Origin of the sequence: Paenibacillus sp. PK3_47 (genome assembly GCF_023520895.1) — a bacterium.
Classification (GTDB): Bacteria; Bacillota; Bacilli; order Paenibacillales; family Paenibacillaceae; genus Paenibacillus_AQ.
In genome coordinates, this window is the sequence record NZ_CP026029.1 from 1,357,076 (window position 1) to 1,382,319 (window position 25,244).

Annotated in this window: 19 protein-coding genes, 1 tRNA gene and 1 other annotated feature; of the genes, 7 read left to right on the forward strand and 13 right to left on the reverse strand. The window is 53.4% G+C overall.

The annotated features are described in order from the left end of the window. Positions 1–4: 4 nt before the first annotated feature. From C2I18_RS06160 to C2I18_RS06195, 8 genes are all read right to left on the reverse strand, one after another. A complete protein-coding gene (locus C2I18_RS06160; protein ID WP_249900382.1) occupies positions 5–934 on the reverse strand; it encodes an ABC transporter permease in 930 nt (309 codons plus the stop codon). Between the two features lie 255 nt (positions 935–1,189). Then, positions 1,190–2,824 carry a response regulator gene (locus tag C2I18_RS06165; RefSeq protein WP_249900383.1) on the reverse strand — a complete coding sequence of 545 codons (1,635 nt, stop codon included), beginning with the start codon at positions 2,822–2,824 and terminating at the stop codon, positions 1,190–1,192. Next, positions 2,824–4,623, reverse strand: coding sequence for a sensor histidine kinase (locus tag C2I18_RS06170; RefSeq protein WP_249900384.1), 1,800 nt, complete (start codon positions 4,621–4,623; stop codon positions 2,824–2,826). Before C2I18_RS06170 ends, C2I18_RS06165 begins: the two co-directional genes overlap by 1 nt. Before the next feature lie 1,266 nt (positions 4,624–5,889). Next, positions 5,890–6,765: a phosphate ABC transporter permease PstA gene (gene pstA, locus C2I18_RS06175; protein ID WP_249900385.1), complete on the reverse strand. Its 876-nt coding sequence runs from the start codon at positions 6,763–6,765 to the stop codon at positions 5,890–5,892. Next, positions 6,765–7,709: a phosphate ABC transporter permease subunit PstC gene (gene pstC, locus C2I18_RS06180; RefSeq protein WP_249900386.1), complete on the reverse strand. Its 945-nt coding sequence runs from the start codon at positions 7,707–7,709 to the stop codon at positions 6,765–6,767. Before pstC ends, pstA begins: the two co-directional genes overlap by 1 nt. A gap of 88 nt (positions 7,710–7,797) precedes the next feature. Continuing rightward, complete coding sequence (locus C2I18_RS06185; RefSeq protein WP_249900387.1) at positions 7,798–8,661, reverse strand: phosphate ABC transporter substrate-binding protein; 864 nt, start codon at positions 8,659–8,661, stop codon at positions 7,798–7,800. A 61-nt stretch (positions 8,662–8,722) separates the two neighbouring features. Beyond that, the gene (locus C2I18_RS06190; protein ID WP_249900388.1) at positions 8,723–10,126 is read right to left on the reverse strand and encodes an LpqB family beta-propeller domain-containing protein; all 1,404 of its coding nucleotides are present in this window, start codon (positions 10,124–10,126) and stop codon (positions 8,723–8,725) included. A gap of 203 nt (positions 10,127–10,329) precedes the next feature. Next, positions 10,330–10,773, reverse strand: a complete 444-nt coding sequence (locus C2I18_RS06195; protein WP_249900389.1) for a hypothetical protein — start codon at positions 10,771–10,773, stop codon at positions 10,330–10,332. A 182-nt stretch (positions 10,774–10,955) separates the two neighbouring features. On the opposite strand from C2I18_RS06195, the gene C2I18_RS06200 reads away from it, so the two are divergent. The 4 genes from C2I18_RS06200 (at position 10,956) to C2I18_RS06215 (ending at position 16,964) form a co-directional block, all read left to right on the forward strand. Beyond that, positions 10,956–11,687, forward strand: a complete 732-nt coding sequence (locus tag C2I18_RS06200) for an ABC transporter ATP-binding protein (protein ID WP_249900390.1) — start codon at positions 10,956–10,958, stop codon at positions 11,685–11,687. Continuing rightward, positions 11,684–12,727 (forward strand): ABC transporter permease, encoded by a 1,044-nt coding sequence (locus tag C2I18_RS06205; RefSeq protein ID WP_249900391.1) that lies wholly within the window; start codon positions 11,684–11,686, stop codon positions 12,725–12,727. Before C2I18_RS06200 ends, C2I18_RS06205 begins: the two co-directional genes overlap by 4 nt. Positions 12,728–12,785: 58 nt before the next feature. Further along, entirely contained in the window at positions 12,786–13,481 is a 696-nt protein-coding gene (locus tag C2I18_RS06210) for a TetR/AcrR family transcriptional regulator (RefSeq protein ID WP_249900392.1), read from the forward strand. 228 nt (positions 13,482–13,709) lie between these two features. After that, a complete protein-coding gene (locus C2I18_RS06215; protein WP_481857919.1) occupies positions 13,710–16,964 on the forward strand; it encodes a DEAD/DEAH box helicase in 3,255 nt (1,084 codons plus the stop codon). A gap of 87 nt (positions 16,965–17,051) precedes the next feature. On the opposite strand, the gene C2I18_RS06220 is transcribed toward C2I18_RS06215, so the two are convergent. Next, a complete protein-coding gene (locus C2I18_RS06220) occupies positions 17,052–18,419 on the reverse strand; it encodes an exosporium glycoprotein BclB-related protein (RefSeq protein WP_275100965.1) in 1,368 nt (455 codons plus the stop codon). Between the two features lie 42 nt (positions 18,420–18,461). After that, entirely contained in the window at positions 18,462–18,818 is a 357-nt protein-coding gene (locus C2I18_RS06225) for a hypothetical protein (RefSeq protein ID WP_249900394.1), read from the reverse strand. Between the two features lie 227 nt (positions 18,819–19,045). Here C2I18_RS06225 and C2I18_RS06230 point away from each other — a divergent pair, with 227 nt between their 5' ends. From C2I18_RS06230 to C2I18_RS06240, 3 genes are all read left to right on the forward strand, one after another. After that, positions 19,046–19,351 carry a hypothetical protein gene (locus tag C2I18_RS06230; protein WP_249900395.1) on the forward strand — a complete coding sequence of 102 codons (306 nt, stop codon included), beginning with the start codon at positions 19,046–19,048 and terminating at the stop codon, positions 19,349–19,351. A 220-nt stretch (positions 19,352–19,571) separates the two neighbouring features. Continuing rightward, positions 19,572–19,791: a binding site (T-box leader), on the forward strand. A gap of 41 nt (positions 19,792–19,832) precedes the next feature. Further along, positions 19,833–21,827, forward strand: coding sequence for an arginine--tRNA ligase (locus C2I18_RS06235; protein ID WP_249900396.1), 1,995 nt, complete (start codon positions 19,833–19,835; stop codon positions 21,825–21,827). A gap of 751 nt (positions 21,828–22,578) precedes the next feature. After that, positions 22,579–23,781 (forward strand): IS4 family transposase, encoded by a 1,203-nt coding sequence (locus tag C2I18_RS06240; RefSeq protein ID WP_249900397.1) that lies wholly within the window; start codon positions 22,579–22,581, stop codon positions 23,779–23,781. Between the two features lie 174 nt (positions 23,782–23,955). Here C2I18_RS06240 and C2I18_RS06245 read toward each other — a convergent pair whose 3' ends face one another. The 3 genes from C2I18_RS06245 to C2I18_RS06255 form a co-directional block, all read right to left on the reverse strand. Then, the gene (locus C2I18_RS06245; RefSeq protein ID WP_249900398.1) at positions 23,956–24,219 is read right to left on the reverse strand and encodes a hypothetical protein; all 264 of its coding nucleotides are present in this window, start codon (positions 24,217–24,219) and stop codon (positions 23,956–23,958) included. Between the two features lie 267 nt (positions 24,220–24,486). Next, positions 24,487–24,560 (reverse strand) — tRNA-Arg (locus C2I18_RS06250). Between the two features lie 216 nt (positions 24,561–24,776). Further along, positions 24,777–25,133: a hypothetical protein gene (locus C2I18_RS06255; RefSeq protein ID WP_249900399.1), complete on the reverse strand. Its 357-nt coding sequence runs from the start codon at positions 25,131–25,133 to the stop codon at positions 24,777–24,779. Positions 25,134–25,244 lie beyond the last annotated feature (111 nt).

Genomic DNA, 25,244 nt, shown 5'->3' on the forward strand with positions numbered 1-25,244 from the left:
TATCCTAGAACAGGCTTTCTTTCGTAATTTTGTTAGATGCGAAGTTGGCGATGTACATCAGGATAAAGGCTACAATAGACTGGAACAGCCCGATGGCGGTTCCGTAGGAGAAGCGTCCGGCGACGAGCCCCATTTTGTAGGAATAGACCGAGAGTACATTAGCCGCATCCTGAGTCAGGGAGTTCTGCATCATGAACATCTGGTCAAAGTTGGAGTTCACCAGCCCGCCGATCGCCAGGATGAGCAAAATAATAATCGTCGGCTTGAGCGCGGGCAGCGTGATGTGCCACACCCTTTGGAAACGGTTCGCTCCGTCTACCACTGCCGCTTCATAGAGCTGGGGATCAACGCCGGCGATAGCTGCGAGATAGATGATGGAGTTCCAGCCGATATTTTTCCAGATTTCCGTAAATACGACGAGCGTCAAGAAGGAGCTTGAATCGCCCATCAGCATGGTATCGCTTCCAATAATTCCGAGGTTGACCAGCAGCTTGCTGATAATACCGGTATCCGGATCAAGCAGCGTGTACATAAAGCCGACGACGAGCACCCATGAGACAAAATACGGGAGATACGTGAGCGACTGCACGATGCGCTTGAAACGTTTGAAGACCAGTTCATTCAGCAGCAAAGCCAGGATAATCGGAGCCGGGAAGCCGAAGACAAGCTTGGCGATGCTGATTTTAAAAGTGTTGTACAGCGAATCCCTGAAGGTCGGATCGGCGAAAAGCTCCCTGAAGTTGCCAAGCCCGAGCCACGGGCTGTGAATAAAGCCCTGAAACGGCGTGTATTCCTGAAAAGCAATAATTAGACCGTACATTGGAATGTAATTGAACACAATCATCCATAGAACTACAGGCAGGGTCAAAATCAATAGATAGCGCTGCTGCCAGATGCGGTTTCTCAGCCTGTGCTTGGCGGGTATGCTGTTCATGGTCCTACTTCCTTTCCTGCGGTGTGGGTTCTGTTGTCTATAGGCTTATTATAAAAACGGTTTCATCTGCAGGAAATATTAAAAATGCACGGCAGTATCAAAAACGAACGGCTTTTGTAAGCGTTATCTTAACGATGAAGCTTGCAGGCAATTTGCGGTAATGCCGTAAAAAAATCCGCCTGATCAGGCGGACGGGTGAAGGATGCTATCTGGTTTTACATGAGCGTGCAAAATGTGGAACACCACTATGCAGGCTCAGCGCTGCGATACTGCCTGGTATTCTCCCGGGGACATGCCGTAAGCCTGCTTGAACAAGGTCCCGAAATAGGAAGTATTCGGGATGCCCACCTGCCCGGCGATAACGGCAACCCGCTGTTTCGTCGTCCGCAGGAGCTCCTCGGCACGGGACAGCCGGTACTGCTGAATATACTCAATCGGGGTCCGTCCCGTATTCTTCTTGAACAGCATGCCGAGATGATTCGGGGAGATAAACGTCTCAGAGGCCAGATAGGCCAGGCTGAGCCCGGGGTTGCCGTATCGCTCCTCAATCAGCGAAATGACACGGCGGACCACGTAATCCTCCTTGTGTTCCCGCTTTTCCTGCAGCCGGGAAGCTATATTGCGGATCATGGACAGCGTCTGCCGCCTCATCTGTTCCCGGCTCCCGCAGGCCAGCAGGCACTCCAGACTGCCCGGGGTTGTCTCCGGCTGGCCGGGATGACCCGGTGCGGCAAGTGCCTGCAGATGATCGATCAGCCCGCTCAGCAGACTTGCAGTATAGTGCCGTCCCGCGCCGGGATAAGCGGCGAACAGGTCAAATACATCACCGGTTAACGTTTCCGCCTCCTGCAGCTGCCCGCTTCCAAGTGCGGCGCGGATGCGCTTCTCCAATTCCTTGAATCCTCTGGTCAGTTCCTCCGCATCAGAGGCAAAGCTCTGGCGCGCCGCTTCCGCTTCCCCCGCAGCGGTAATGCCGGACAAGCCGGTCCAGACCGCATATCCCAGCGAGCCGGCGGCCTGAATGCCCGCGTCCGGCAACCGCGCAAGCTCCTGCACCGCTACCCCGTACACGATGATCCAGCCATCTTCCGAAGAGCTCACTGGTGCCGGTGACTCTGCGGTCTCTGCTCCGGCCAGCCCGCTCAGGAGCAGCTGCGCAAGCTCCCGCTGCTCTTCGTCCGCTCTCAGCGCATACAGCAGCACGGACTGTCCAATGCCGCCGCCCGGAAGCGCCGCCGGAAGCACCGGCCGGTCCAGCAGCGCTTCTGCCAGACTGGCCGGCAGCTCGGGACCGGCATGTGCCGGAACGTGCACTGCAACCAGTGCATAGGCCTCCGGCTGCAGCTCTCCCTGCCGGGTAAGATGAAGCTCAAGCTCTGCCGCAATCTCCGGCAGCTTTTCCGGCCCCGCTGCCCGGCCTGCCAGCAGTCCGTCCAGCGCATGGCGGAGAAAAGCCAGGCGACCTGCTTCAAGCAGGTCGAGCCTGTTCGCTTCTTCGAGCCGGAGCTGGCGCTCTTCCCGGCACCGGCCCACTACCCGCGTGATTACGGCGAGCATCTCCGCCTCTTCAACAGGCTTCAGCAGATACTCCGCAGCATGAAAGCGGATCGCCTCACGGGCGTAAGTGAAATCGTCGTATCCGGTCAGAATGACGATATGCACATGCGGCAGCTGCGCCCGGATCTCCTTGGCCATATCCAGCCCGCTCATGCCGGGCATCCGGATGTCAGTGACAATGATATCGGGCTGCAGCAGCAGCGCTTTTTCCAATCCGTCGATGCCGTCAAAGGCAGTCTCCACCCTGCTTATCCCGAGCGCAGGCCAGTCCAGAAATTCTGCCAGCCCTTCACGTTCCCAGCGTTCATCTTCAACAATCAGCATTGTAAACATCAGGTCAGCCTCCTGGCTTGGAAGGTGATAGTAATTACTGTGCCGATGCCCGGCCTGCTGAAAAGCTCCAGCCGGTGCTCTTCACCATAATGCGAGCGCAGCCGGCTCGTAATATTCGCCAGCGCGTATCCGCTGCCGGCCGATTCAAGCGGCCGCTGCTCACGGACATCTGCCAGCCGCCGCGCCGTCATGCCCACACCGTCATCGATAATCCGCAGCACGACCCGGCCGTCCTCCACGCCCGCCTTGATAATAATCGTGCCATGGGAACGTTTCGGATCGATGCCGTGGACAAGCGCATTTTCTACCAGAGGCTGCAGTATATTTTTAAGGGTGACATACTCCCCCACCTCATCTTCAATCTCGAACACCGTATCAAAACGCTCCTCAAAACGGAACTTCTGGATCACCAGATAAGCCTTGACCATCTCCAGCTCATTCGCAACCAGCGTCTCCGAGCTCCCCTTGTTCAGCACCAGCCGGTAAAATTTGGCCAGCGAATCAGAGATCCGCGTCACATCCGGAGCGTTGGCCTTGCGCGCCACCCAGGAGATTGTCGCCAGCGTATTGTACAGAAAGTGCGGGTTAATCTGCGATTCCAGCGCCTTCACCTCCGCTTCCCTCTCCAGCAGCTCGGATTTGTACACCCGCTCCACCAGATCGTGAATCCGCGTGGTCATATGGTTAAAGCTGTGCGTCATCTGGGAGAATTCATCATTGCCGGTAACCGGAACCGACACGCCCAGGGAATCCTCGCGTACCTGCTTCATGGCCTTCAACAGCATTTTCATCCGGGACAGCAGCTTGACCGTGACAAAATAGACGAGCAGACTCAGCACCAGCAGCGCCGCAGCCAGCACGAACAGGGTGGTATAGAGCGAATCCTGCACTTTTTCGACGACATGGCTGACCGGGAATACGCCGATAATCCGCAAGCTTGGACCGGCAAGCGGAATGGAGATGACAATCGAGCGGCTTCCGTTCACCTCGGCAAGCGTGTTGACAGACTCACCGGAAATCCATTCCTCAAGCCCCATCTGCTCCGCGCTTGCCCTGTACGCTTCAGCGACATGATCCGAAACGATCACGCCCTCGCCATCCGCAATGTAAACGTCACCAATATTACCCGACACTGAATCCCGTACAGGCTTGAACAGCTCGCCTTCCGTAATTTCAATTTCAACCAGCCCGGCAATGCCAAAGTCGTGGAAGGAATAAATTTTGCGGTTATACGAGAACACATCTGCTACCGGAGAAACATCCGGCCGTACAAGCAGCAGCTTTTCCTTGTGTATACTCCGCCATTCCGATTTGATGGTGTTGTCGTCCAGCAGGCTGCGGTAATTCTCATCGTCCTCAATTCTGCTAATGCTGAAAAAGCCGTCATACCCTCCGTACAGCTCCGGGATTTGCGGATTGCTCATATAGACATGAATGGAGTGGATGTATGGATTCTGCCTCATAATATTGTCGATGCTGGGGGCCACATTGTCGCGGTAATCCTGCAGTTGAAAGCTCTCATTGGTAAAATTGCTGTCCAGCAGCGTCTGTATCCGCGAGTCGAAGGCGATGATCTGAGAAATATTCTCGGTCATCTTGACCTTCTCCTCAATGCTGGTCTTGGTCTGCAGCAGGTTCTGCTCCATAATCACCTGCGCCTGCTCAATCGCCGATTCAGCCGCCTGTCTGTAAAGGGTATAGCCGGTCAGCAGCAGGGATACAAACAGGATGGACACAAAAATAATGACAAACTTCGAGGTCACGCTCCAATTATGATAAAACCGCAAAATCCGCCTCATCCCCATCCACCCTCCCCTGGCTATCACCATTTATTAGCCACCATACATTAGTCACTATTTATTAGTCAGCAAACATTAGTCACCATTTATTAGCCACTACTTATTAGCAAACATTGGTCACCATTTATTAGCCACCATTTATCGTTCTCCCATTGTACTACTCCGTAAGCGCTTCCGCTACAGGAATTGAATTGGTGAGACTTCTATTTTGGGATTGGTGGTCACTCTGTTGATTTGCCGGAAAAAGGTGATAAAAAAAGGGGAGGATGGGCTGATGGGCTGATGGGCTGGTTTAGCAACGTCTTTCTGTAATTATAGGAGTGTGTGAAAGTCTGCTGCAGTGATAGGCTTCAAAGAGAGCGTATGTTTTAGGGGCGTGTGGTTCAGTGAGCGTGTGTTCAGTGAGCATGTGGTTCAGTGAGCGTGTGTTCAGTGACCGTGTGGTTCAGTGAGCTTATGGTTCAGTGAGCGTGTGTTCAGTGAGCATGTGGTTCAGTGAGCGTGTGTTCAGTGAGCATGTGGGTTCAGTGAGCGTGTGGTTCGGTGACGTGTGTTCAGTGAGCATCTGTTTCAGTGAGCGTGTGTTCAGTGAGCATGTGGTTCAGTAGCGTGTGTTCAGTGAGCATGTGGTTCAGTGAGCGTGTGTTCAGTGACCGTGTGGTTCAGTGAGCTTATGGTTCAGTGAGCGTGTGTTTCAGGGGCGTGCTCCAGAGCTTAGCGGGAATTCCTCCACCTAATTCTGTCCTTTTCCATCATTTATGAGCTTTAGTTGGAAATTCTCCAGCTAATCAGGACGATAATGGCCTATAGAAGCTAATCCAGTACATTTAAGTGGAGTTTTTCCAACAAGAATTGGAATACCGGGATTTACCGGAGGATTAAATGGAGAAATTCCACTTAGCAGGTTCTGTACGCGCTCCCTAGGATACCCCCGCTCCCTAGGATCTGTACACAATCTGTACGCACCCCTAGAATGACCGCACTCCTTAGGATCTGACCACACCCTAGGATGACCGTACTCCCTAGGATCTGACCACACTCCCTAGGATGACCGTACTCCCTAGAATGACCGCACTCCTTAGGATCTGACCACACTCCCTAGGATGACCGCACTCCCTAGGACTGTCCACGCTCCCTACAATCTCAACACGCTTTCTAAAATCCCGCTGTATCACGGCGGATCACAGGCCTGCACTTTCTTATCCCTCCCGTACGAAACAGGCCGCCGGGTAATTCCGGCGGCCTGACAGTGGAACATCATCGGTATTATCCCTTGCGGCGGTTGCCCAGCCACAGCGGGAAGCGGAAAATAAAGTTGATCAGCAGCACGACGAAGACAAGCACCGCCGCCGATTTGTCGGCAATCTGGCGGGCGTCCTCCACAATCGCTTCGGACTGCACATACCACAGATGGACTGCAAGCGTCTCGCCCGGCGAGAACAGGTTGAAATCCCACATCTCACCGGAGGTGCTTAAGCCTGCGGTCAGGATAATCACAGCCGATTCTCCGAATGCGCGTCCCGCAACGAGACAAATCCCGGTAATGATGGCCGGCAGAGCGACCGGCAGCACCACCTTGCGGATGACGTGGAACTTGGTCATTCCCAGCGCATACCCGGCTTCACGGATGTCGCCCGGAACTGCCCGGACGGCCTCTTCCGTTACCCGGGCAAGCATGGGCAGGTTAAGCAGCGCCAGCGACACACCCCCGCCGAGAATGGTCAGTCCGATCCCGAAATATTCGGCGAATATAGCCAGACCCAGCAGACCGAACACAATCGAAGGCACGGAAGACAGCGACTCCACGCAGATGCGCAGCGCACCGGTGAAGCGGTTGTCCGGAGCGTATTCCGCCATATAGATCCCTGCTCCCACACCGATCGGGATTGAAATCAGCAGGGAGATGAACAGGATGTAGAACGAGTTGAACAGAACAGGGCCGATCCCGCCGCCGGGGTCGATTTCTTCCGGAAGCTTGACCAGAAATTCAGGTCTGAGCTGCGGCAGCCCTTTGCTGAGAATCGTAAAGAGCAGCCAAAAAATCAGCAGCATCACCAGGGCACCCAGCGTATAGAAGCCGATGGTGGCTATCTTGTTGTTGCGCTGGGAACGTGCACTATGGCGTGTACGGGTAAAGTTCATCAGGCATCCTCCCTTTTCCGGCCCAGGACACGGATGATGAGGATCAGCACGAAGGAAATCAGCAGCAGCAGGAAAGCCATCATATGCAGGGCATGGTTCCACGTCGAATCAAATTCCACGTTGGAAATCTGCATCACGATGTTGCTGGTCAGCACCGAAGACGGTGTGAACAGGCTTTTGGCCAGCTGCGGCGTATTGCCGATAACCATAACTACCGCCATAGTCTCACCGACCGCCCGGGTCATTCCGAGAATAATAGCCGAGATAATCCCACGCTTGGCTGCAGGCAGCACCACTCTCATGATCACCTGCAGTCGGGTGGAGCCGAGGGCATAAGCAGCATCCCTGTACTTGCGCGGTACGGCAACGATGGCATCGTCGCTGATCCGGCAGATCGTCGGCAGCACCATCAGTGCCAGGACAAGCGCAGCGGCCAGGATTCCGTCACCAAGCCCCTCACCGCTGACTCTGCGCAGGAACGGCAGCAGCACGGTGAGACCCAGGTAGCCATATACAATAGAAGGAATGCCGACGAGCAGGTCCAGCACCGGACGGATAAAGCTTTTCATCCACTTCGGGGCAATCTCCGCACAGAGCACTGCCATTCCGACCGAGACGGGCACCGCAATCAGCAGGGTAAGCGCGGTCAGAGATAATGTATTTACAATAAAAGCGGCTGCCCCAAAAATATCCTCCTCCGGTGTCCAGTTAAAGGACAGGAAGAACTCGGCCGGAGAGACCTCTCCGAACAGGAGCAGCGCCGTTTTTCCGATGAATACAATAACAAGTCCAAGCACGAAACAGAGCGCCAGGATGCTGAAAAAGAAATAATAGCGGGATAACGTGTTGCCAAGCAGATGTCTTTTGTGGCGTTTATCATTTAAGATGCTGTGTTCAGCCTTCTTTGGCGCTTTGGATGCCAGGCTCTGGAGTGGTGCCCCCATACTTTCCCTCCTGTAAGCGGCCACCCCCGTACTTTCCGGAGCTGGCCGCTTTACCGTTCAATATGATGAAACTTTGCTTAACTCTTGATTAACCCTTCATTGCTGCAATCGGGATGAACTTAAGCTTTTTGAGCGATCCGTTCTGGAACTTCTTGCTTTGTACATACTCGATGAATTCCTTGGTTGCTCCGGTCGGCTGGCCTTTAGTCATGTAGTAACCGTATGCCCATACCTTGTAGGAGCCGTTGATCACGTTATCTGTAGTTGCTGCAACACCGTTGTGTTTTACGGCTTTAATATCGCTGCCTGTTACATATACGAGGTCGATGTAGCCGATGGCGTTAGGTGTTGTTGCCACAGCAGTCTTCATGTCACCGCTTGAGCCTGTTTCCTTGTAGTTCTTTTCTTTCTTCACGATATCACCGCCGCCCAGCGCTTTAGCCTGGTAGTTAACGCGTGTGCCGGAACCGAACGCACGGGTGATGACCACGATGTTGGCATCCGATCCGCCGACTTCCTTCCAGTTGGTGATTTTACCGGAGTAAATGCCGGCCAGCTGTGCAGTCGTCAGGTTGTCTACACCGACATTTTTGTTCACGATCGTGGCAAAAGGAATAACAGCTACCTTGTTCGCCACCTGTCCGTCAAAAGCCTTGAAGCCCGGAACGTCCATGCTGGCATCCCAGTCACAGGCGCCGATATCGGCGATGCCCTTCTTCACAGCCTGCGGCCCGGTTACGGAACCTTTGCCGGAGGCAGCGATTTTCACTTTCGGATGCAGCTTCTGGAATTCCTTAGCCGCCTGAAGGGTCAGCGGAAGCAGTGCTGTAGATCCGTTAATGGTGATTTTACCTTTCAGCGTATCAGCCGCTGCTGCAACGCCTGCGAATGATGCGGTCACCGCGATTACTGCGGTCAGTGCTGTTACTGTGAATTTTTTGAAAAGCTTCATGTTTGATTTCTCCTCCCGGCGCTATGCCGTTATATTGTGTGGGTGGTGAGCGGGACCTGCCCTATTTCGTGAGCTGCACAGCTTTGCCGCCCTGGATCAGCAGCACTTTACCGTCGCTTACAACCGCCAGCCTGCTGCCGTCACGGGAAACCGCAACCTCGGATACATCTTCAGCAGTCTGATACAGTACGGTTTTATTGCCGCTTGCATCGATGGAATAGATTTTGGTGCTTCCGTCTGTTGCTGCGCCGGCTACAACCAGGCCTGTAGTCACACCGGCAGACCAGACAGCTTCAACATCAAGTGCGATATCCGTGATTTTTCCGTCCGCACCAATAGTTTTTAGGGTGTTAGCTGCATTTCCATCCGGGTCTGCGCTCAGGTATACCACTCCGCCGTCTGCTGCAATTTCAGGGTACAGCTTGTTATCGAGCGCCGTAGTCAACGCTGCAGGCTTGGCATCTTTGGTTGCGAGGTCCAGCTTGTAGAGCTGTTCTCCGGCTTTACTGTAGTCAACAGTCAGTGAATCTTCAGTGCTGTCGGCGTCATTCTTGGCCACACCGGTCACATTTACGATGTAAACTGCGCTCTTGCCGTCTGCCGAGAAGCGCAGTGCGGATTTGTTTTCCACTTTATCCTCAAGCAGTGCCTTAACGGTTCCGGTCTCCACAGAAATCTGGGCAATCTTCTCCTGCTTGTCGCCTTGGATAAAATAGATCGTCTTGCCATCCTGCGACCAGACCAGGTCTGTTTTTACGCTTTTATCGGTACCCAGGGCAGTGATTGCGCCGCTCGACAGATTCAGCAGATTCAGCTGGCCTGTCTCATCTGTGAATGCACCCCACTTCTGATCGGCGGAAACCGCGAAATCAAGTGCACCTTCATTGGAAGTGAACAATTCGTAGTCGCCCGGATAAGCGCTGAACTTGAACAGCTGCGCCGTTTCGGCATCGCTTTTGTTCGCAATGATGCTGCCGTCAGCAGTCCAGTGCAGGGTATCATATTGGCCTTCCGGACGTGCAAAGCTCATAATCTCCTGGCCTTCAGCTGTAAGCTCCCCGCCCAGTGCGGTTACGAGTTTAGTCAGCTCCACATATACTTTTCCGTTATATACTACAGGGGCTACTGTGAACTGCTGTGCTTCGCCGTCCACCAGATAGCTTTTGGATCCTGCTTGAAGTTGTACATTATGTAATCCTTTGCTGTCGTTCAGTTCAAAGCCGTTATTGCTGAGAATCAGCTTGGCGCCAAGCTCTCCGGCGACCTGGCTAAGCGAATACAGCTTGTAGCCGCTGTGGTCTATGGTGCTGAATGTAACCGGAATGCTGTTCACATTCCATGCAGCTGTCCCTGTGGTGACAACGGCTGCAGCATTCACGCTGGTTGCCCCCAAAACATTAACCGCTCCCCCTGTTACAAGAATTGCAGAAGCCAATGCCGCGCTGACCCATTTACTTTTCTTCAATTAAATTCACCCTTTTCATATAGGTAACTGCTAATGTTATTTTCATCCACGAGTGTCAATTCTGTTCCAGAGGATTGTTTGGCAAATATTAACTGAACAAAAAGACCGGCCCCCAAAATTGCCCGGGCCAGTCCAAAGGTAAACGCTGTGTAAAAAGTCCTACTTCTAGTTAATAAGAAGCATTGATATAAATATGTGCTGTGTTAATTCTCGACCCAGGTCACAATGATTTCGGCACCGCCCGGTTTTTCCGCTGAGCTGCTGCCTATAATCGAATAGGAGTAATCGCCCGCGACTTTCCCGTTAATAATCAGGTTGTCTTCATCGATAATTTGTGTCCCCTGCTCCAGTTCCTTGTCCTTCACGTATTGTGAATATGTATTTCCGAGAAGGGCCATGCTCTCTTCGGTCTCGTAGATCAGCATAGCGGATTTTTTGCCGCCGACAACCTCACCTTCGGTATAGGTGATGCCTGCTCCGGCCGGAATCGGCAGATCCCCGGGAAGATACTGGGGTGCGCTTACCTCCTCCTGAGCCAAAGTGTGAAAATCAGTACCGCCCGCTTCCCGCTCCGGGTTGCTGCATGCACTAAGTCCGGACGCTGCAGCCAGCATCAGCAGGGATAAAGTAAGCCCCTTGACGGCCATCCGTTAACCTCCTCCATTTCGCTTCAGAGTGTCGAGTTATGTCTTATACCCACATTTAACCAAAACTGCACTATTAAAACCGTTTTATCTAAAATAACAAAACTATTTACAGTTCTCCCACTACACCCTACAATAATGAGTGAGTACTCACTCATTATTGATGTGAAGGCAGGCGATCTGAGATGGATCAGGCAAGCACCATAATTTCCGTCAACCATGTCAGCAGGGCATTTGGCAGCAAAGAAGTGCTGAAGGATATTTCACTGCAGGTTAGCAGGGCCGAGACTTTTGGCATACTTGGACCTTCCGGTTCCGGCAAAACCACACTGGTAAAGCTGCTAACCGGCATCGACGAGGTGTCCGCAGGCAGCGTAGATGTTCTGGGGGTGACCATGCCAAAGCTCGCAATGCTGCAGCAGATCGGTTATATGGCCCAGTCGGACGCCCTGTACACCGAGCTGAGCGCAAAAGAAAATCTGGAGTTTTTCGCCGCAATCTATGGATTAAAGGACGGAAACCGGACCCGCCGGATCCGCGAGGTGATGGAGCTGGTCAACCTGCAGGAGCATTTGCGTAAAAGAGTGGATCAATATTCGGGCGGAATGAAGCGCCGCTTGTCGCTGGCCATCGCTCTCCTGCATGAGCCGCCGCTACTTATTCTTGACGAGCCTACAGTCGGCATCGATCCCGTCCTGCGCCAGTCGATCTGGCGTGAGCTGAAGGCGCTGAACCGCAAAGGCACAACCATTGTACTCACCACCCATGTGATGGATGAAGCTGAGAAATGCGACCGGCTGGCGATGATCCGTGACGGGAAACTGCTGGCTGTGGATACCCCGGCGGGACTGCTTCAGTCGACCGGCGCTGCTTCAATTGAAGCAGCATTCCTGTTTTACGGAGGTGTCCGGTCATGAAAATCCGTGCCATTACCCTGAGAATTCTCCGGCAGTTCATCCATGACAAAAGAACCATGGCGCTCATGTTCATCGCTCCGCTGATCGTCCTGAGCTTAATGAGCCTTGTGTTCAACGGCGATGCCTATGAGCCGAAAATCGGCGTAACCGGGAGTGCTGCAATCTTCACAGGCGCGCTGGAAGCGCAGAACGTTGACGTTATTGAATATGCCGCTGACGGGCCGGGGAATACCGCTCTTAAGGACGGGACCATTGATGCCCTGATCAGTCTTGACGGAGCCTTGCCCGTTGTTGTCCTCGAAGGAAGTAATCCTTCAGCTAATCAGGCTGTAATGATAGCCCTGCAGGAGAGCATGCTGAAGGAGAATCGGCTGCCGGGAGTTTCCTCACCCCAGCAGATCCGGCCGCAGATCAGTTATCTGTACGGTTCTGCTGACATGAAGACCATCGACCGCTTCGGCCCCATTATGATCGGCGTGTTCGTGTTCTTCTTCGTCTTTCTGATAGCCGGAGTCTCCTTCCTGCGGGAACGGACCACCGGAACTTTGGAGCGGCTGCTCTCCACTCCCCTGAAACGCCGGGAAATCGTACTGGGTTATGTGTGCGGCTTCGGAATATTCACCCTCATACAGGCTGCGCTGATCTCCTGGTTCTCTATTCATATCCTTGGGATTATGATGGCCGGCAGCTTCGGCTATGTCCTGCTGATGACTCTGCTTATGGCGGTGACAGCATTGACGCTGGGCACCCTGCTGTCCGCTTTTGCGGGTAGTGAGCTGCAGATGATCCAGTTCATCCCGCTGGTGATTGTCCCGCAGATTTTCCTCAGCGGCCTGTTCTCTCTGGACACACTTCCGCTGTGGCTGCAGCGTATCGGGCTGGCCACCCCCATCTATTACGGCTCTGAGGCGCTGATGGATATTATGATCCGTGGCAAAGGCTGGACTGCCATCGCGCTGGACGTCTATGTACTGATCGGGTTCTCCCTGCTGTTCATGCTGCTGAACGTATTGGCCCTGCGCAAGCACCGCAAAATGTAACTCCGGTCAAGCCTGTGTTAATATAGACGTCAAAGAAAATATTTGGAGGAACGGCAAAATGGGGAACGACAAGACCGGGGAACAGCGGAACGGCGATCTGTGGATTGAAGGGCTGCTGGCGATCGGCAGGGATCAAAAAATGACGCCCAAGCAGAAATCCATCCTGCAGGCGGCGATTGAGGTATTTTCCGAGAAAGGTTACTCTTCTGCAGCTACCAGTGAGATTGCCCAGAAGGCAGGGGTGGCCGAAGGAACAATTTTCCGCTATTACAAGACGAAAAAGGATCTGCTGCTGTCCATTGTCGGGCCGGCGATGGGCCAGATGATTGCCCCCTTTGTGCTGCGTAATTTTAACGGCGTGCTGGATATGCCCTTTGAGCGGTATGAGGATTTTCTGCGGGCGTTTATGGTCAACAGGCTGGAGTTTGCCCGGAAGCACTTTAAGATCCTGCGGATTCTGATCCAGGAAATCCCGTTTCAGCCTGCGCTCAAAGAACAGTTCATAGAGAACGTCCTCGGCCAGGTTGTTGAGCGCGTTACCGCCATTACGGAGCATTTTAAAGAAAAGGGAGAAATCAGCATAGAGGTGCCTACGCCTGCCGTCATACGGTTCACAGTATCCTCGATCTTCGGCTATCTGCTTGCCCGCCTCCTGCTGTTCCCGGAATATGACTGGAACGACGCAGCGGAGATTGATCTGACGATCCAATTCATACTGCACGGGATTGGCGGTCCTGCACTGAATGCTGAGTGAACTGTGCATGATCTGACCTTTACCCTGATAAGCCCCTTCCTCCGCCCCATAACCTGCTGCAGGAATGGGTTTCTTTTCTTTGTAGGCGTACGCTTGTTCTGTTATTATGGGTACTATACGCAAACTCGGCTTGCAGGACATTGTAAAAGGAAGTGGAAAACGGTGGGGTACCATGTGCCGGAACGTGTCATCAAATTATTGTGCGGCAGGGCCGCTCTGGATCAGGGAATGGCTTTTTACGAGTCGGACCGGGTCCTGCTTACCTATTCGGAACATAACGAGCAGCAGGAATATTCGAAATACCGGGCAACCGTCCAGGGACTTGAAGATTATCTGGTGACGCTCACTATCGACAACGACGGCGATGTGGACGGGGAATGCAGCTGTCCGGCATACTACCGCGGAGGGCCATTTTGCAAACATATTGCGGCCGTACTGGTGAATGTGCTTAAACTGGAAGAAGATGATTCAGCTGCAAAACCGGGAGCCTCATCCGGCAGCGGACTTGAAGCTTTTACCGGAGATACCGGGGAGCTTACACCGCGTTATAGAGAATCCGAAGGGAGCAGCGCCGACCGGAAGTTCGTCAGCACAATGCTGGATATGTTCGGTCATTCCCGCCAGCGTCCCAGCAGTACCGGAACCTATGTCGATCTCAGAACGCCGCTGCAGGTGGAATTTATTTGCCGGCCTTTTTCCTATAATTACGGGCACCAGATGATGGGGATTGAGCTCAAGGTTGGACCGAAACGTCTGTACGTTGTCCCAAAAATCAGAGCCTTTCTGGAGCGTGTGCAGCATGGCGAGCCATTTGAATTTTCCAGGCATTTCAGCTATGATCCCGGCCTGTACAGCTTCAACAAGGAAGATAATGATGTTCTGCTGAGGCTGATTGATATTTTGACCAATGAGAAAATGTACCGCGCCACGCCGCTTGCTCCTTATTCCGGCCAAATGGGCGGTGAGCGGCTGCTGCCGGTTCTGCCCTTTTTCTGGAACGGTCTGCTCCCGTTACTTACGGCTGCGCCTAACGTGCATTTGCAGCATGGAGGAACCCTGACGGAAAGGCTTGAGCTTTCGCTTGACGTGCCTCCGCTGAATTTCGAAATTGACCGGGCTGCCGGAAACGGATACCGCCTGGCGATTCAGGGCCTCTCCCGGGTGATGGTCATGGAGGATTATGGCCTGGTACTGACGGAAGGCAAGCTGCTGAAGCTGCCTCCTGATGAGACGCGCCGGCTCGCGGAGCTCAAAAAAATGCTGGCCCATTCCCGCAGGGATGAGGTTCAGATTGCTCCCGGGCAGATGGAGTCTTTTATGGACAAGGTGATTCCAGGATTGAAAAAGCTCGGTGACGTGCATATTGCCGAAGCCATCGCTGACCGGATTGTGCAGAGCAAGCTGCAGGCGAGGCTGTTTCTGGACCGGGTGAGGGACAGGCTGCTGGCAGGACTGGAGTTCCAGTACGGGGACATTGTGATCAACCCGCTGGATGAAGCGGCCCGTGAGCGCGGCAATGAGATTATTCTGATGCGGGACAGCGAAGCCGAGCGGCGGATTCTGGAGCTGATGGGCCATGAATCTTTTGTACAGACTGAAGGCGGATATATTATGGGTGATGAAGAAGGCGAATATGACTTTCTCTATCATACCGTGCCGCTGCTGGAGCCCCTGCTGCAGGTCTTCGCCACCACGGCCGTCAAAGGCAGAATAGTTACCGGCACACCGGCGCCCAAAGCAACCTTAAGCTGGAATGAGAAAACGGACTGGCTGGAATTCAAATTCGCCATGGACGGCATTCCCGAATCGGATATTACGCTGCTTCTTCAGTCCCTGCAGGAAAAACGTAAATATTACCGCCTTCCGGACGGCGCACTGCTGCCGCTGGAAAGTGCGGAGATGCTTGATATCATCAACTTCATGAACGAGCTTGGTGTGCAGCGGAATGATCTCAAAGGAGGGGCCGGCTTCTCCCTGCCGCTGGTGCGCGGCCTTCATCTGAATGCGGAACGGAATAAAGGGGATGCCGTTACCCTCGGGCGGTCCTTACGGCGGCTGCTGGCCAACATGCACAATCCCGAAAATCTGGATTTCCCGGTACCGGACAGCCTTGCCCCTGTGCTCAGGGATTACCAGCTCTACGGGTTCCAGTGGATGAAGACCCTGGCGCATTACCGGTTCGGCGGGATTCTGGCTGATGATATGGGCCTCGGCAAAACCCTGCAGAGCATCGCCTTCCTGCTCTCCGAGCTGGATTCTATCCGCAGCAGCGGCCTGCCGGCATTAATTGTAGCCCCTGCCTCCCTGCTCTATAACTGGCAGAATGAGCTGCAGCGTTTTGCCCCGGAGATTAAGGCTGTTATCGCAGACGGAAGCCTGGCCGGACGTACCCGGACGCTGAAGAATACCGCAGGAAATGATGTCATTATCACATCCTATCCCCTGCTGCGCAGGGATGTTGCGCTGTATGCCAAGAAGTCTTTTCATACACTGGTGCTGGACGAAGCGCAGATGATCAAGAACCATGAGACCCAGACTGCCCAGGCGGTAAAAGCACTCCAGGCACGCTACCGCTTCGCGCTGACCGGAACGCCGGTGGAGAACGCGCTGGAGGATCTGTGGTCGATCTTCGGAGTCGTCTTTCCCGGGCTGTTCCCGGGCAAGAAGGCCTTCCATGACCTGCCGCGCGAGACGGTCGCCAGACGGGCCCGGCCTTTTCTGCTGCGCCGCCTGAAGAGCGATGTACTGACAGAGCTGCCGGACAAAATCGAAACCCTGCAGGCCTCCGAGCTGCAGCCGGAGCAGAAAAAGCTGTACGTCGCCTACCTGGCCAGACTGCGCAAGGAAGCGCTCAAGCATCTGGACGCAGACAGCTTCGGCCACGGCAGAATCAAGGTGCTCGCCGGGCTTACCCGCCTGCGCCAGCTGTGCTGCCATCCGGCGCTTTTTGTGGACGGCTATGCCGGCGGCTCGGGCAAATTCGAGCAGTTGATGGAGATTATGGAGGAATGCCGCAGCTCCGGCAAACGGATGCTGGTCTTCTCCCAGTTCACCGAAATGCTTGGCCTGATCAGCCGTGAACTGGGCATGCAGGGCATCTCCCATTTTTATCTCGACGGCAAAACGCCTGCCCCCAAACGGGTGGAGCTGTGCAGCAGATTCAATGAGGGTGAACGCGACCTGTTCCTGATTTCTCTAAAAGCAGGCGGTACCGGCCTCAACCTGACAGGTGCCGACACGGTGATTCTCTATGATCTGTGGTGGAATCCCGCTGTAGAGCAGCAGGCCGCTGACCGCGCCCACCGGATCGGACAGAAAAAGGTGGTTCAGGTCATCCGCCTGGTCGCCCAGGGCACTGTCGAGGATAAAATGTATGAGCTGCAGCAGAAGAAAAAAAATCTGATCGACGAGGTCATCCAGCCTGGACAGGAGGCGCTCTCCTCCTTGAGCGAGCAGGATATACGCGAAATTCTGATGATCTGATCTATGTAATAACAGGAACTATCCCGGCTTCAGGCAGGGATAGTTCCTGTTTGTTTATTGCTGTATTCTATGCGAAGCCCGGATGCATCAGACAATTGTAACCCCGGCACTGGCATATCCGGCAACGGTTGTCGCAACATCCAGACCTGCCGTCACTGAGGATGAGAACACCATCAGCAGTCGTGTTCCGGCAGTGACCGGGATGCTGAGTCCCGAGGTTAGACCGCTGCTGATTGTACCCAGAGCGATCACCCCGGTCAGCGGCGGAGCTAAGGTTACGACTGCTCCGGGCACTGCGGTAAAGCTGTTATTCGGTGCGGTGGACTGGAATAATTGGGCGGTAACAGTGATTGTGGAGCCTACTAAGGCAAGTGCGGCAGTGGTACTGAAATAAGCAGCCAGCGAAGTAATCGTTCCGGCACGGGGTACAGAGAAAGCAAAGTTGAGCAGCGTACCTGCCGCTCCGGTAAGGTCGATGACCCCGCCGGCAACGGTGACTCCTGCAGCGTTGTTGCCGAAGGCTACCAGACTGGAGGTGTTAAGCAGCCCGCCAAGCACGGTGGACATGACAGCCGGAAGCCCGGAAGCGTACGGTACAATCGCACCGGATCCGGTTGCACCTGTGGCTCCCGTTGCGCCGGTGGCACCCGGCGTACCTGTGGCACCCGTTGCGCCGGTGACGCCCGGCGTGCCTGTGGCCCCGGTTGCGCCGGTGACGCCCGGCGTACCTGTGGTTCCCGTTGCGCCGGTGACGCCCGGCGTACCTGTGGTTCCCGTTGCGCCGGTGACGCCCGGCGTGCCTGTGGCCCCGGTTGCGCCGGTGGCACCCGGCGTACCTGTGGCCCCCGTCGCGCCGGTGACGCCCGGCGTGCCTGTGGCCCCGGTTGCGCCGGTGGCACCCGGCGTACCTGTGGCCCCGGTTGCGCCGGTGGCACCCGGCGTACCTGTGGCCCCCGTTGCGCCGGTGGCACCCGGCGTACCTGTGGCCCCGGTTGCGCCGGTGGCACCCGGCGTACCTGTGGCACCCGTTGCGCCGGTGACGCCCGGCGTGCCTGTGGCTCCCGTTGCGCCGGTAGCTCCCGCCGCTCCTGTAATCCCTGCGGGCTGGCCCAGCAGCTCAGCAGATACGACCCGGTGTGATGTCACCAGCTGTCCGGCGGCATTTTTTCCCCAGACAGAAATCTGGATGGGATCGTCAGCCGTCTCCGGCGTAGTGAACAGAAATTCAAAAGCGTCCAAATCTGCAAAATAGCTGACCGTTATGACCTGGTTAGGCGTCAGGCTGAGGAATTCACTTACATATAGATTTCTCGTGCCGGTTAAATAATACCCCTGGATCAGCACGGTCGAATTTGCTGTATCGCTGCGGTTGTCAACTCTGACCGTTACCTGCTGCGTAGGCCTTAAACCGTTCACCATCATATTTTCAATAGGGCCGGTAGATAAGAAACTCATGGGTCACCTCACCTTTTCATCACAAATTTGCATTACTTTGAGCTATTCATCCCCGCCGCGACCTTGCTCAAGTGCCACAACCCTGTGGGCATCGACCAGTTGGCCTGAGGCCTGTTTGCCCCATACCGATATCCCGATCTCCTCTGCCTCTTCCGCTGTAAACACAAATTCGAACGCATCCAGATTGGCAAAATAGTTCCGGGTCAGCACCTCATTAGGTGCAATATTAACCATTTCGCTGACATATAAAGTCCTTGCAGCACCAAGCAGGTACCCTTGTATGCCTACAGAAACAACGCCCAAAGTATCGCGTGCGGCAATTTTCACCGTTACCAGCTGTGTGGGTCTGACTCCGGCTACGGGATTGTTTTCTATAGGTCCTGTAGATAGAAATGCCATCTTTGTCCAAACCTCCCTTCGTTTCTCTCAGCTGTCATATGAACCTCTGATTCTAGCGTGCTCTACTTCCGGCTGCACAATATATTCTTATTCGGATGTTAAAAGGACGGTGTAGACGTAAGACAGGCTCCATTCACCAATAACTTCCACGCCGCATAAAGTATACACAGGAGAGAAGATCCGCAGTATGCCGTTTTCCTGAAAAGTATACGGAAGAAGGGAGTCCCATGCCCCCTCCTGCAAAAGGCAAGAAAACAAGCACCAAAAAACAGCCGGCAAATCCCAAGGCGCAGAGCCCCAAAGGGCTGGAGTTCGCGGTAGCTGCGCTTTTGCTGACAGGCAAGCTGAAGGTCGACTCTGTTCAGATGTTTACGGATGCTTCCCTGCTCGTCAGCCTGGTCGGAAAATATAAATCGCTCGACAATTTAAGCCAGAGCAATGTGGATAAGCTGGTCAGTTTTCTCGATGATAACAGCAGCCTGACCTTGAACGAAATTATGACCGCCTTGAAGCAAAAAGCGGATAACTCATAACGGACTGCAGCGTAATAAAAAGGGAGGCCGGGAGCAAATGGACAACTTTGACGGAGAAGATTTTGCCGGGGGAATATTGCTGGTGATTGTAATTGCCCTGCTGATTTTTGGTTCCACTGATATCAAGACACTTACCGCTGCACCAACCTCCGATTAACATAAAGTTAAGGTACGGCTCTTGATTTCTGCCAAAAATTCGCTATACTGATAAAAATCAATATTGCGATCGATGAACGGGATAGTAGTAAACCTAAGCCTAGTCACAGCGAGCCGGAGCAAGTGTGAACCGGTACAGGCCGGTTAATGAAGCGCACCCGGGAGATGGACTTCTGAACGGACAGTAGGAAGCCCCGGCCAAAGACCGTTATTCTGTCAAGCGGCTGAACCCTGTGTTCGGCAACTAGAGTGGTACCGCGAGCGCCCAGGCCTTCGTCTCTTTTTAGAGATGGAGGTCTTTTTGTATTCCAAGGAGGTCATTCCCATGCTTAGTCAACTTATCAAAAACAATCTGCAGCAAAGTGTATCCCAAGTCTTTCAAAATCTCGGCATGCCGGGAGATGAACAGGTTCAGGTTGGTGTTGAGCAGCCTTCCAATGCTGATTACGGCGACTACTCCAGCAACATTGCCATGCAGCTGGCCAAAACACTGCGCAAATCCCCCTTGGCCATCGCCGAGCTGATTACGGCTGAGCTTCATAGACAAGGTACCGCGGGCGGACTGTTCCGGACCATCGACATTGCTGCTCCCGGATTCATTAACCTGTACATCGATTGGCAGCAATGGGCGGAGTACAGCTTTGAACTGCCGCAGCCGCAGGTGGGCGGGCAAAAAGTGATTGTCGAACACACGAGCGTGAACCCGAACAAATCGATGCACGTCGGTCACCTCAGAAATGCCTGCATCGGAGATGCGCTGGTCCGGATACTGAGAAGGACAGGATACAACGTGGAGGTACATAACTACGTCGATGATCTCGGCAATCAGCTGGCGGATACCGTCGTAGGCTTGCTGAATGTACCGCTGACGGGGGAACATGTCCGCTTCGGCGATTACTGCTGGGATATTTATGCCGGAGTCAATAAGGAGTATGCGCAGCACCCCGAGTCAACGCTCAAACGTACGGAGACTCTGCATGAGCTGGAGCAGGGAGACGGCAACACAGCCTGGCTGGGCAGCCTCGTCGCTGAGCGGATTGTGCGGGAGCATGTTCAGGAGATGAAGAACTTCGGCATTCACTATGACCTGCTGGTATGGGAGAGCAGCATTGTGAAGGAGGGCTTCTGGTCTTCGGCGTTTGAACTGCTTGCGGGGACAGAGCATTTTGTACAGGAAACTGAAGGCAAGCTGGCAGGATGCTGGGTTCTGAAGCAGGCTGCCGCAGAAGATGACGGTGCAGATGATGATGAGCATTCAAAGGATAAAGTGCTGGTCCGGTCGAACGGAATTTTGACCTATACCGCCAAGGATATCGCCTACCATCTGTGGAAATTCGGACTGCTGGATAAGGATTTTGCCTACAGCGAATTTAATAGCGGGTTATGGACGACCGGGTTAAGCGGAGAGCTGATGCCTTTTGGCAAAGCAGACAAGGTGGTTAACGTCATCGACTACAGACAGGAGTATCCGCAGCTGATGGTGAAGCAGGCTTTGGAGATTCTTGGCTATACTGAGCAGGCCCGGGGGCTGCATCATGTCAGTTACGGCGTGGTTTCGCTGAGTCCCGCTTCTGCGGCCGTGCTCGGCATTGACACTTCGGATGCCAAAAGCTCCTACGCCATGTCCGGCCGCCAGGGTATCGGTATTAAGGTTACGGATCTGGTGGAGCTGATGGAGAAGGCAATTGACGACACCCGTTCCGATAAAAGCGGGCTGTCCAGCCGGCTCATTGCCACCGCTGCCATCCGCTACTATCTGCTGCGGTTTAACCTCGGAACCGAGATTGTATTCGACTTCAAGCAGGCGACTGAAATCTCCGGCAATACCGGAGTGTACCTCATGTACACTTACGCGCGTGCGGGCAGCGTGCTGGGGAAGGCCCGGGTACCGGAGGTGCAGATGGGGCACGGGAAGCATTTGCAACAAGGGCTGCATGCGGAATATACGAAGCACAGAGAGCCTATGGAACTGAGGCACGCGGAATATACGAAGCATGCCGGGCATAGCGGACACAAGGAGCGGATGGCCGGGATCCCACAGTTCCCCGCTGAACTGGACAAAGCAGAGCTTGCCCTGCTGAGGCATCTCAGCACCTGGCAGGACACCTTGTTTACCGCAAGCGTGGAGCTGACGCCGAATACCATCTGTAATTTCGCGCACACTCTGGCCTCGCTGTTCAACAACTTCTATTCCGCCTGTCCGATCCTAAAGGGTGATGAAGCTTCTGTCACCTTCCGTGTCTGGCTCACCTCCAGGTTTCAGGAGACACTGGGCGAAGTGCTGGAGGCACTCGGACTGCCGAAGCCGGAGCGGATGTAATACAGGGGTAGGATCATGCTAACTTTACGGCTGCAGGTGATGAGCTGGTAGCGGAGGAAATAATGGTTACTGTACGGGAGGGGGATTCATGCAGCGGAGACGGAATAGCATGGGCATGGATTTGCTCCAGTTACTATGAAGAGGACTGTGTGCCATATCCTCTCAAGGCAGCGTCTGCGGGATTTCCCTGCTCCGGTTACCAATGCGAGAGACGTTCCCGCTAATAATGACAATGACAGTGACACTGGCGCTAGGAGTGGCAGCGACGCTTGATCTAGAAAATGAAAATGACACTTGAGCTTATCGGAAGGGCTCTGCTGCAGCTGATGATGGAATAGGTTCTGGCTGGGGTAAGAAGAGTAACTGTTGTTCTGAGATCTTATAAAATTGGCGCGTCCTCCATCCCCCGCTAAGTTCCTCACACCAAACTTGCAATCGGCAGAGTTACTTGGCCCCGTTAACAAACTTCTAACTTCCTGGTGCTGCTCCGGATAGCGCGTTAAAAGAAAATCAAGAGTAGAATTACCTTCGATTCGGGCCGATCCGCGTGCATGCGTGATATCAAGGGTAGAAATACCTTTGATTCAGGCCAATTCGCGTGCATGCGTGATATCAAGTGTAGAAATACCAGTAGCGTTGCATAAAAGCTGACATTAACTAAATGGGATAAACTAACTGTCCAGACACAGAAAAAAACTCTAATGTAAGAAGGTAGGCACGTTGTCCATACCCCCTTACAAAGGAGCCTCTAATGGATAACGTTAAACCAAATTCAGTCATTCGTCAATTCGTATCTTTACTGCCGGTCCATGTTCTGGAACCGACCGTGTTCGATTACTACACTAAAAAGCTTACCGTGATGAAAAGTATCTTCATTTTCGTTGCCGCCCAGTTAAACCGCTGGTCTTCTTACAGCGAGATCGAAGCTCAGATTCGTGCACAAACCGAACTTCAGCGTCTGTTTCATCTGGAGAGCATCAGTGGTTCCCAATTATCCCGTTCGTTGGATCGTCTACCCACGGAACTTCTGGAGTGGCTCTTTCAGCAACTGGCCTTGCGTGCCAAACGGCGGACCGCTTCTCTACACGGAATGTCCAAAATTATTGGTAAACTGAGCATCGTCGATGCTTCCACGATTTCGTTGCCGCTAACTTTGGGGAATTGGGCACAGGTGAGTCGTAAAGCCAGCAGCGTCAAGATGCATCTGCGCCTCGTTGCTGCCTCACCTGACACCATTTTTCCCGACGCCATGGTGCCTACGACAGCCAATGTAGGGGACCGTGCATGTGCCGTCGATCTCGTCATTCCTTCGGACACGACTTACGTCATGGACCGTGGCTACGACGACTACAAAAAGATGGAAGCCTGGAGTACAGAAGATATCCGATTCGTCATGCGTCTGCGTGACCGGGCCTTTACCACGATTTTGGAGGAGTCCACCGTCGAGCCGGAAGGCCGAATCCTTCGGGATGCCAAAGTCCATATGGGCAGTGCCTCCCGTGCCGACAAGCAAGAACTACGGCTCATTGAGTTCATGGACGAAAAGGGCCGCCGTTACCGTCTGGTCACTTCCATTTGGGATCTGTCAGCTGAGGACATCGCTCAAATTTACAAATGCCGCTGGCTCATCGAGTTGTTTTTTAAATGGATAAAGCAGCATTTGCAGGTCGTGCATGTGCATAGCTATAAGCCACCACAAGCCATCTGGAATCAGTTATTCCTGGCTTTAATTACAGCGCTTCTGGTACAAGAGATGAACGCCTCGCTGCCCCGCAAAATAACACCCTGGCAGTTACTAAAACTGATGCGGGTCTATCTCTATCTACCGTGGTCTGCCTTGGAAGACGAGTTACTTCGCGTGCGAAGAACCTCCAATGGGAAACCAGCAGGAACGAGGCAGAAACCAAAGATCTTGCGGACAAGCGTAGGAGAACTCCGGCCGAGCAAGAAGTAATTCGAATGTAAATATGGATTAAATTGACAACTAGTGACCTACATTTAACTCCTCCTTCTCTTTGAATCTTAGGAGAAAAATAACATGTTAAAAATATTCATTTAAACCAAATATTAAACATCTGTTAGTCTTATGTCAGGGTTAATGCAACGCTAGTGTAGAAATACCTTTGATTCAGGCCAATTCGCGTGTAGCTGCGAGATCAAGGGTAGAAATACACTTGATTCGGGCCGAGCCGCGTGTATGCGTGATATCAAGGGTAGCAATACACTTGATTCGGGCCGAGCCGCGTGCATCCGCGATATCAAAGGTAGAAATACCTTTGATATGAAAGGCAAAGCCCCATAACATGAAGTCAACGGGAATTCTCCCGTTGATTTGAGCCGTACAGCCCCAAATCATGAATTCAACGGGAATTCTCCCGTTGATTTGAGCCATACATCCTCAAAACATGAATTCAACGGGAATTCTCCCGTTGATTTGAGCCATACAGCCCCAAATCATGAATTCAACGGGAATTCTCCCGTTGATCTGATCCATACAGCCCCATAACATGAATTCAACGGGAATTCTCCCGTTGATCTGAGCCGCACAGTCACAACGGGCTGATCGCGCACGAAGCTTACCCTCCAACGTCCCCAACCCAGGGGTTCTCACCCCCGGAACGCAAAAAACAGCCTCCCAAAGGAAGGCTGTTTCTTATCACGTCCCGGAAGGGATTCGAACCCCCGACCGTGCGCTTAGAAGGCGCATGCTCTATCCAGCTGAGCTACCGGGACAAATGTAAAATAAAATCTTTTAATCAATATGTATTAACGCAACGTTATCTATTATAACGTATTCAGCAAATTTTTCAAGGCCGGGTAAAGAAAAAAAATCAATTCCAGGCATTTCTGCCCCCGGGGCGGAAAATCCAAGCGCATAAAACCGCTTGTTACCGGTTCCGCCACCGGGGCAGATTAGCGGCATGTCTGCCGCAGCACAACCCTAAAGGCTCAGGAGTATGCCCGGAAATGCCGCTCCAGCTGTTTTTTCAAATCCCCAAAAATCAGCAGTTCACGCTGGAACTTCGAACGTTCATCCTCAGGGCTCATTACGATGCTGCCGGTAAATGCGCTGTACGTCACGTCCTGAAAGGCATCATGCATGTTGTTATCAAACCAGTCCGTTTCAGTGTCCGCGTCATTCGTCAGAATGCGTACAATCTCGTACCCATCCTCCCGGCGGTCCTCAACAATGTACACTAAAAGCGCGGAATCTTGTGCAGCCCCCGGCAATACACCCACCTCTGCACAAGGTGCACCGTCATACTCGGTCATTCTGCGGATTTTGGCGTCTTTAATGTAATACACTTGTCATCATCCCTCCTGGCTAATTTCCCTCTCCCTTAGTGTTCGGATAAGGACATACATTTTATCCCTTCAATCGGCATATATCTGTATTACTTGGCAAAAAAGAAAGGA

What these genes read in the sequence shown, in the direction of transcription:
- C2I18_RS06160 (WP_249900382.1), bottom strand. Translation starts at nt 934, where the DNA reads ATGAACAGCATACCCGCCAAGCACAGGCTGAGAAACCGCATCTGGCAG.
- C2I18_RS06165 (WP_249900383.1), bottom strand. Translation starts at nt 2,824, where the DNA reads ATGTTTACAATGCTGATTGTTGAAGATGAACGCTGGGAACGTGAAGGG.
- C2I18_RS06170 (WP_249900384.1), bottom strand. Translation starts at nt 4,623, where the DNA reads ATGAGGCGGATTTTGCGGTTTTATCATAATTGGAGCGTGACCTCGAAG.
- pstA (WP_249900385.1), bottom strand. Translation starts at nt 6,765, where the DNA reads ATGAACTTTACCCGTACACGCCATAGTGCACGTTCCCAGCGCAACAAC.
- pstC (WP_249900386.1), bottom strand. Translation starts at nt 7,709, where the DNA reads ATGGGGGCACCACTCCAGAGCCTGGCATCCAAAGCGCCAAAGAAGGCT.
- C2I18_RS06185 (WP_249900387.1), bottom strand. Translation starts at nt 8,661, where the DNA reads ATGAAGCTTTTCAAAAAATTCACAGTAACAGCACTGACCGCAGTAATC.
- C2I18_RS06195 (WP_249900389.1), bottom strand. Translation starts at nt 10,773, where the DNA reads ATGGCCGTCAAGGGGCTTACTTTATCCCTGCTGATGCTGGCTGCAGCG.
- C2I18_RS06200 (WP_249900390.1), top strand. Translation starts at nt 10,956, where the DNA reads ATGGATCAGGCAAGCACCATAATTTCCGTCAACCATGTCAGCAGGGCA.
- C2I18_RS06205 (WP_249900391.1), top strand. Translation starts at nt 11,684, where the DNA reads ATGAAAATCCGTGCCATTACCCTGAGAATTCTCCGGCAGTTCATCCAT.
- C2I18_RS06210 (WP_249900392.1), top strand. Translation starts at nt 12,786, where the DNA reads ATGGGGAACGACAAGACCGGGGAACAGCGGAACGGCGATCTGTGGATT.
- C2I18_RS06215 (WP_481857919.1), top strand. Translation starts at nt 13,710, where the DNA reads ATGGCTTTTTACGAGTCGGACCGGGTCCTGCTTACCTATTCGGAACAT.
- C2I18_RS06220 (WP_275100965.1), bottom strand. Translation starts at nt 18,419, where the DNA reads ATGAGTTTCTTATCTACCGGCCCTATTGAAAATATGATGGTGAACGGT.
- C2I18_RS06225 (WP_249900394.1), bottom strand. Translation starts at nt 18,818, where the DNA reads ATGGCATTTCTATCTACAGGACCTATAGAAAACAATCCCGTAGCCGGA.
- C2I18_RS06230 (WP_249900395.1), top strand. Translation starts at nt 19,046, where the DNA reads ATGCCCCCTCCTGCAAAAGGCAAGAAAACAAGCACCAAAAAACAGCCG.
- C2I18_RS06235 (WP_249900396.1), top strand. Translation starts at nt 19,833, where the DNA reads ATGCTTAGTCAACTTATCAAAAACAATCTGCAGCAAAGTGTATCCCAA.
- C2I18_RS06240 (WP_249900397.1), top strand. Translation starts at nt 22,579, where the DNA reads ATGGATAACGTTAAACCAAATTCAGTCATTCGTCAATTCGTATCTTTA.
- C2I18_RS06245 (WP_249900398.1), bottom strand. Translation starts at nt 24,219, where the DNA reads ATGGCTCAAATCAACGGGAGAATTCCCGTTGAATTCATGATTTGGGGC.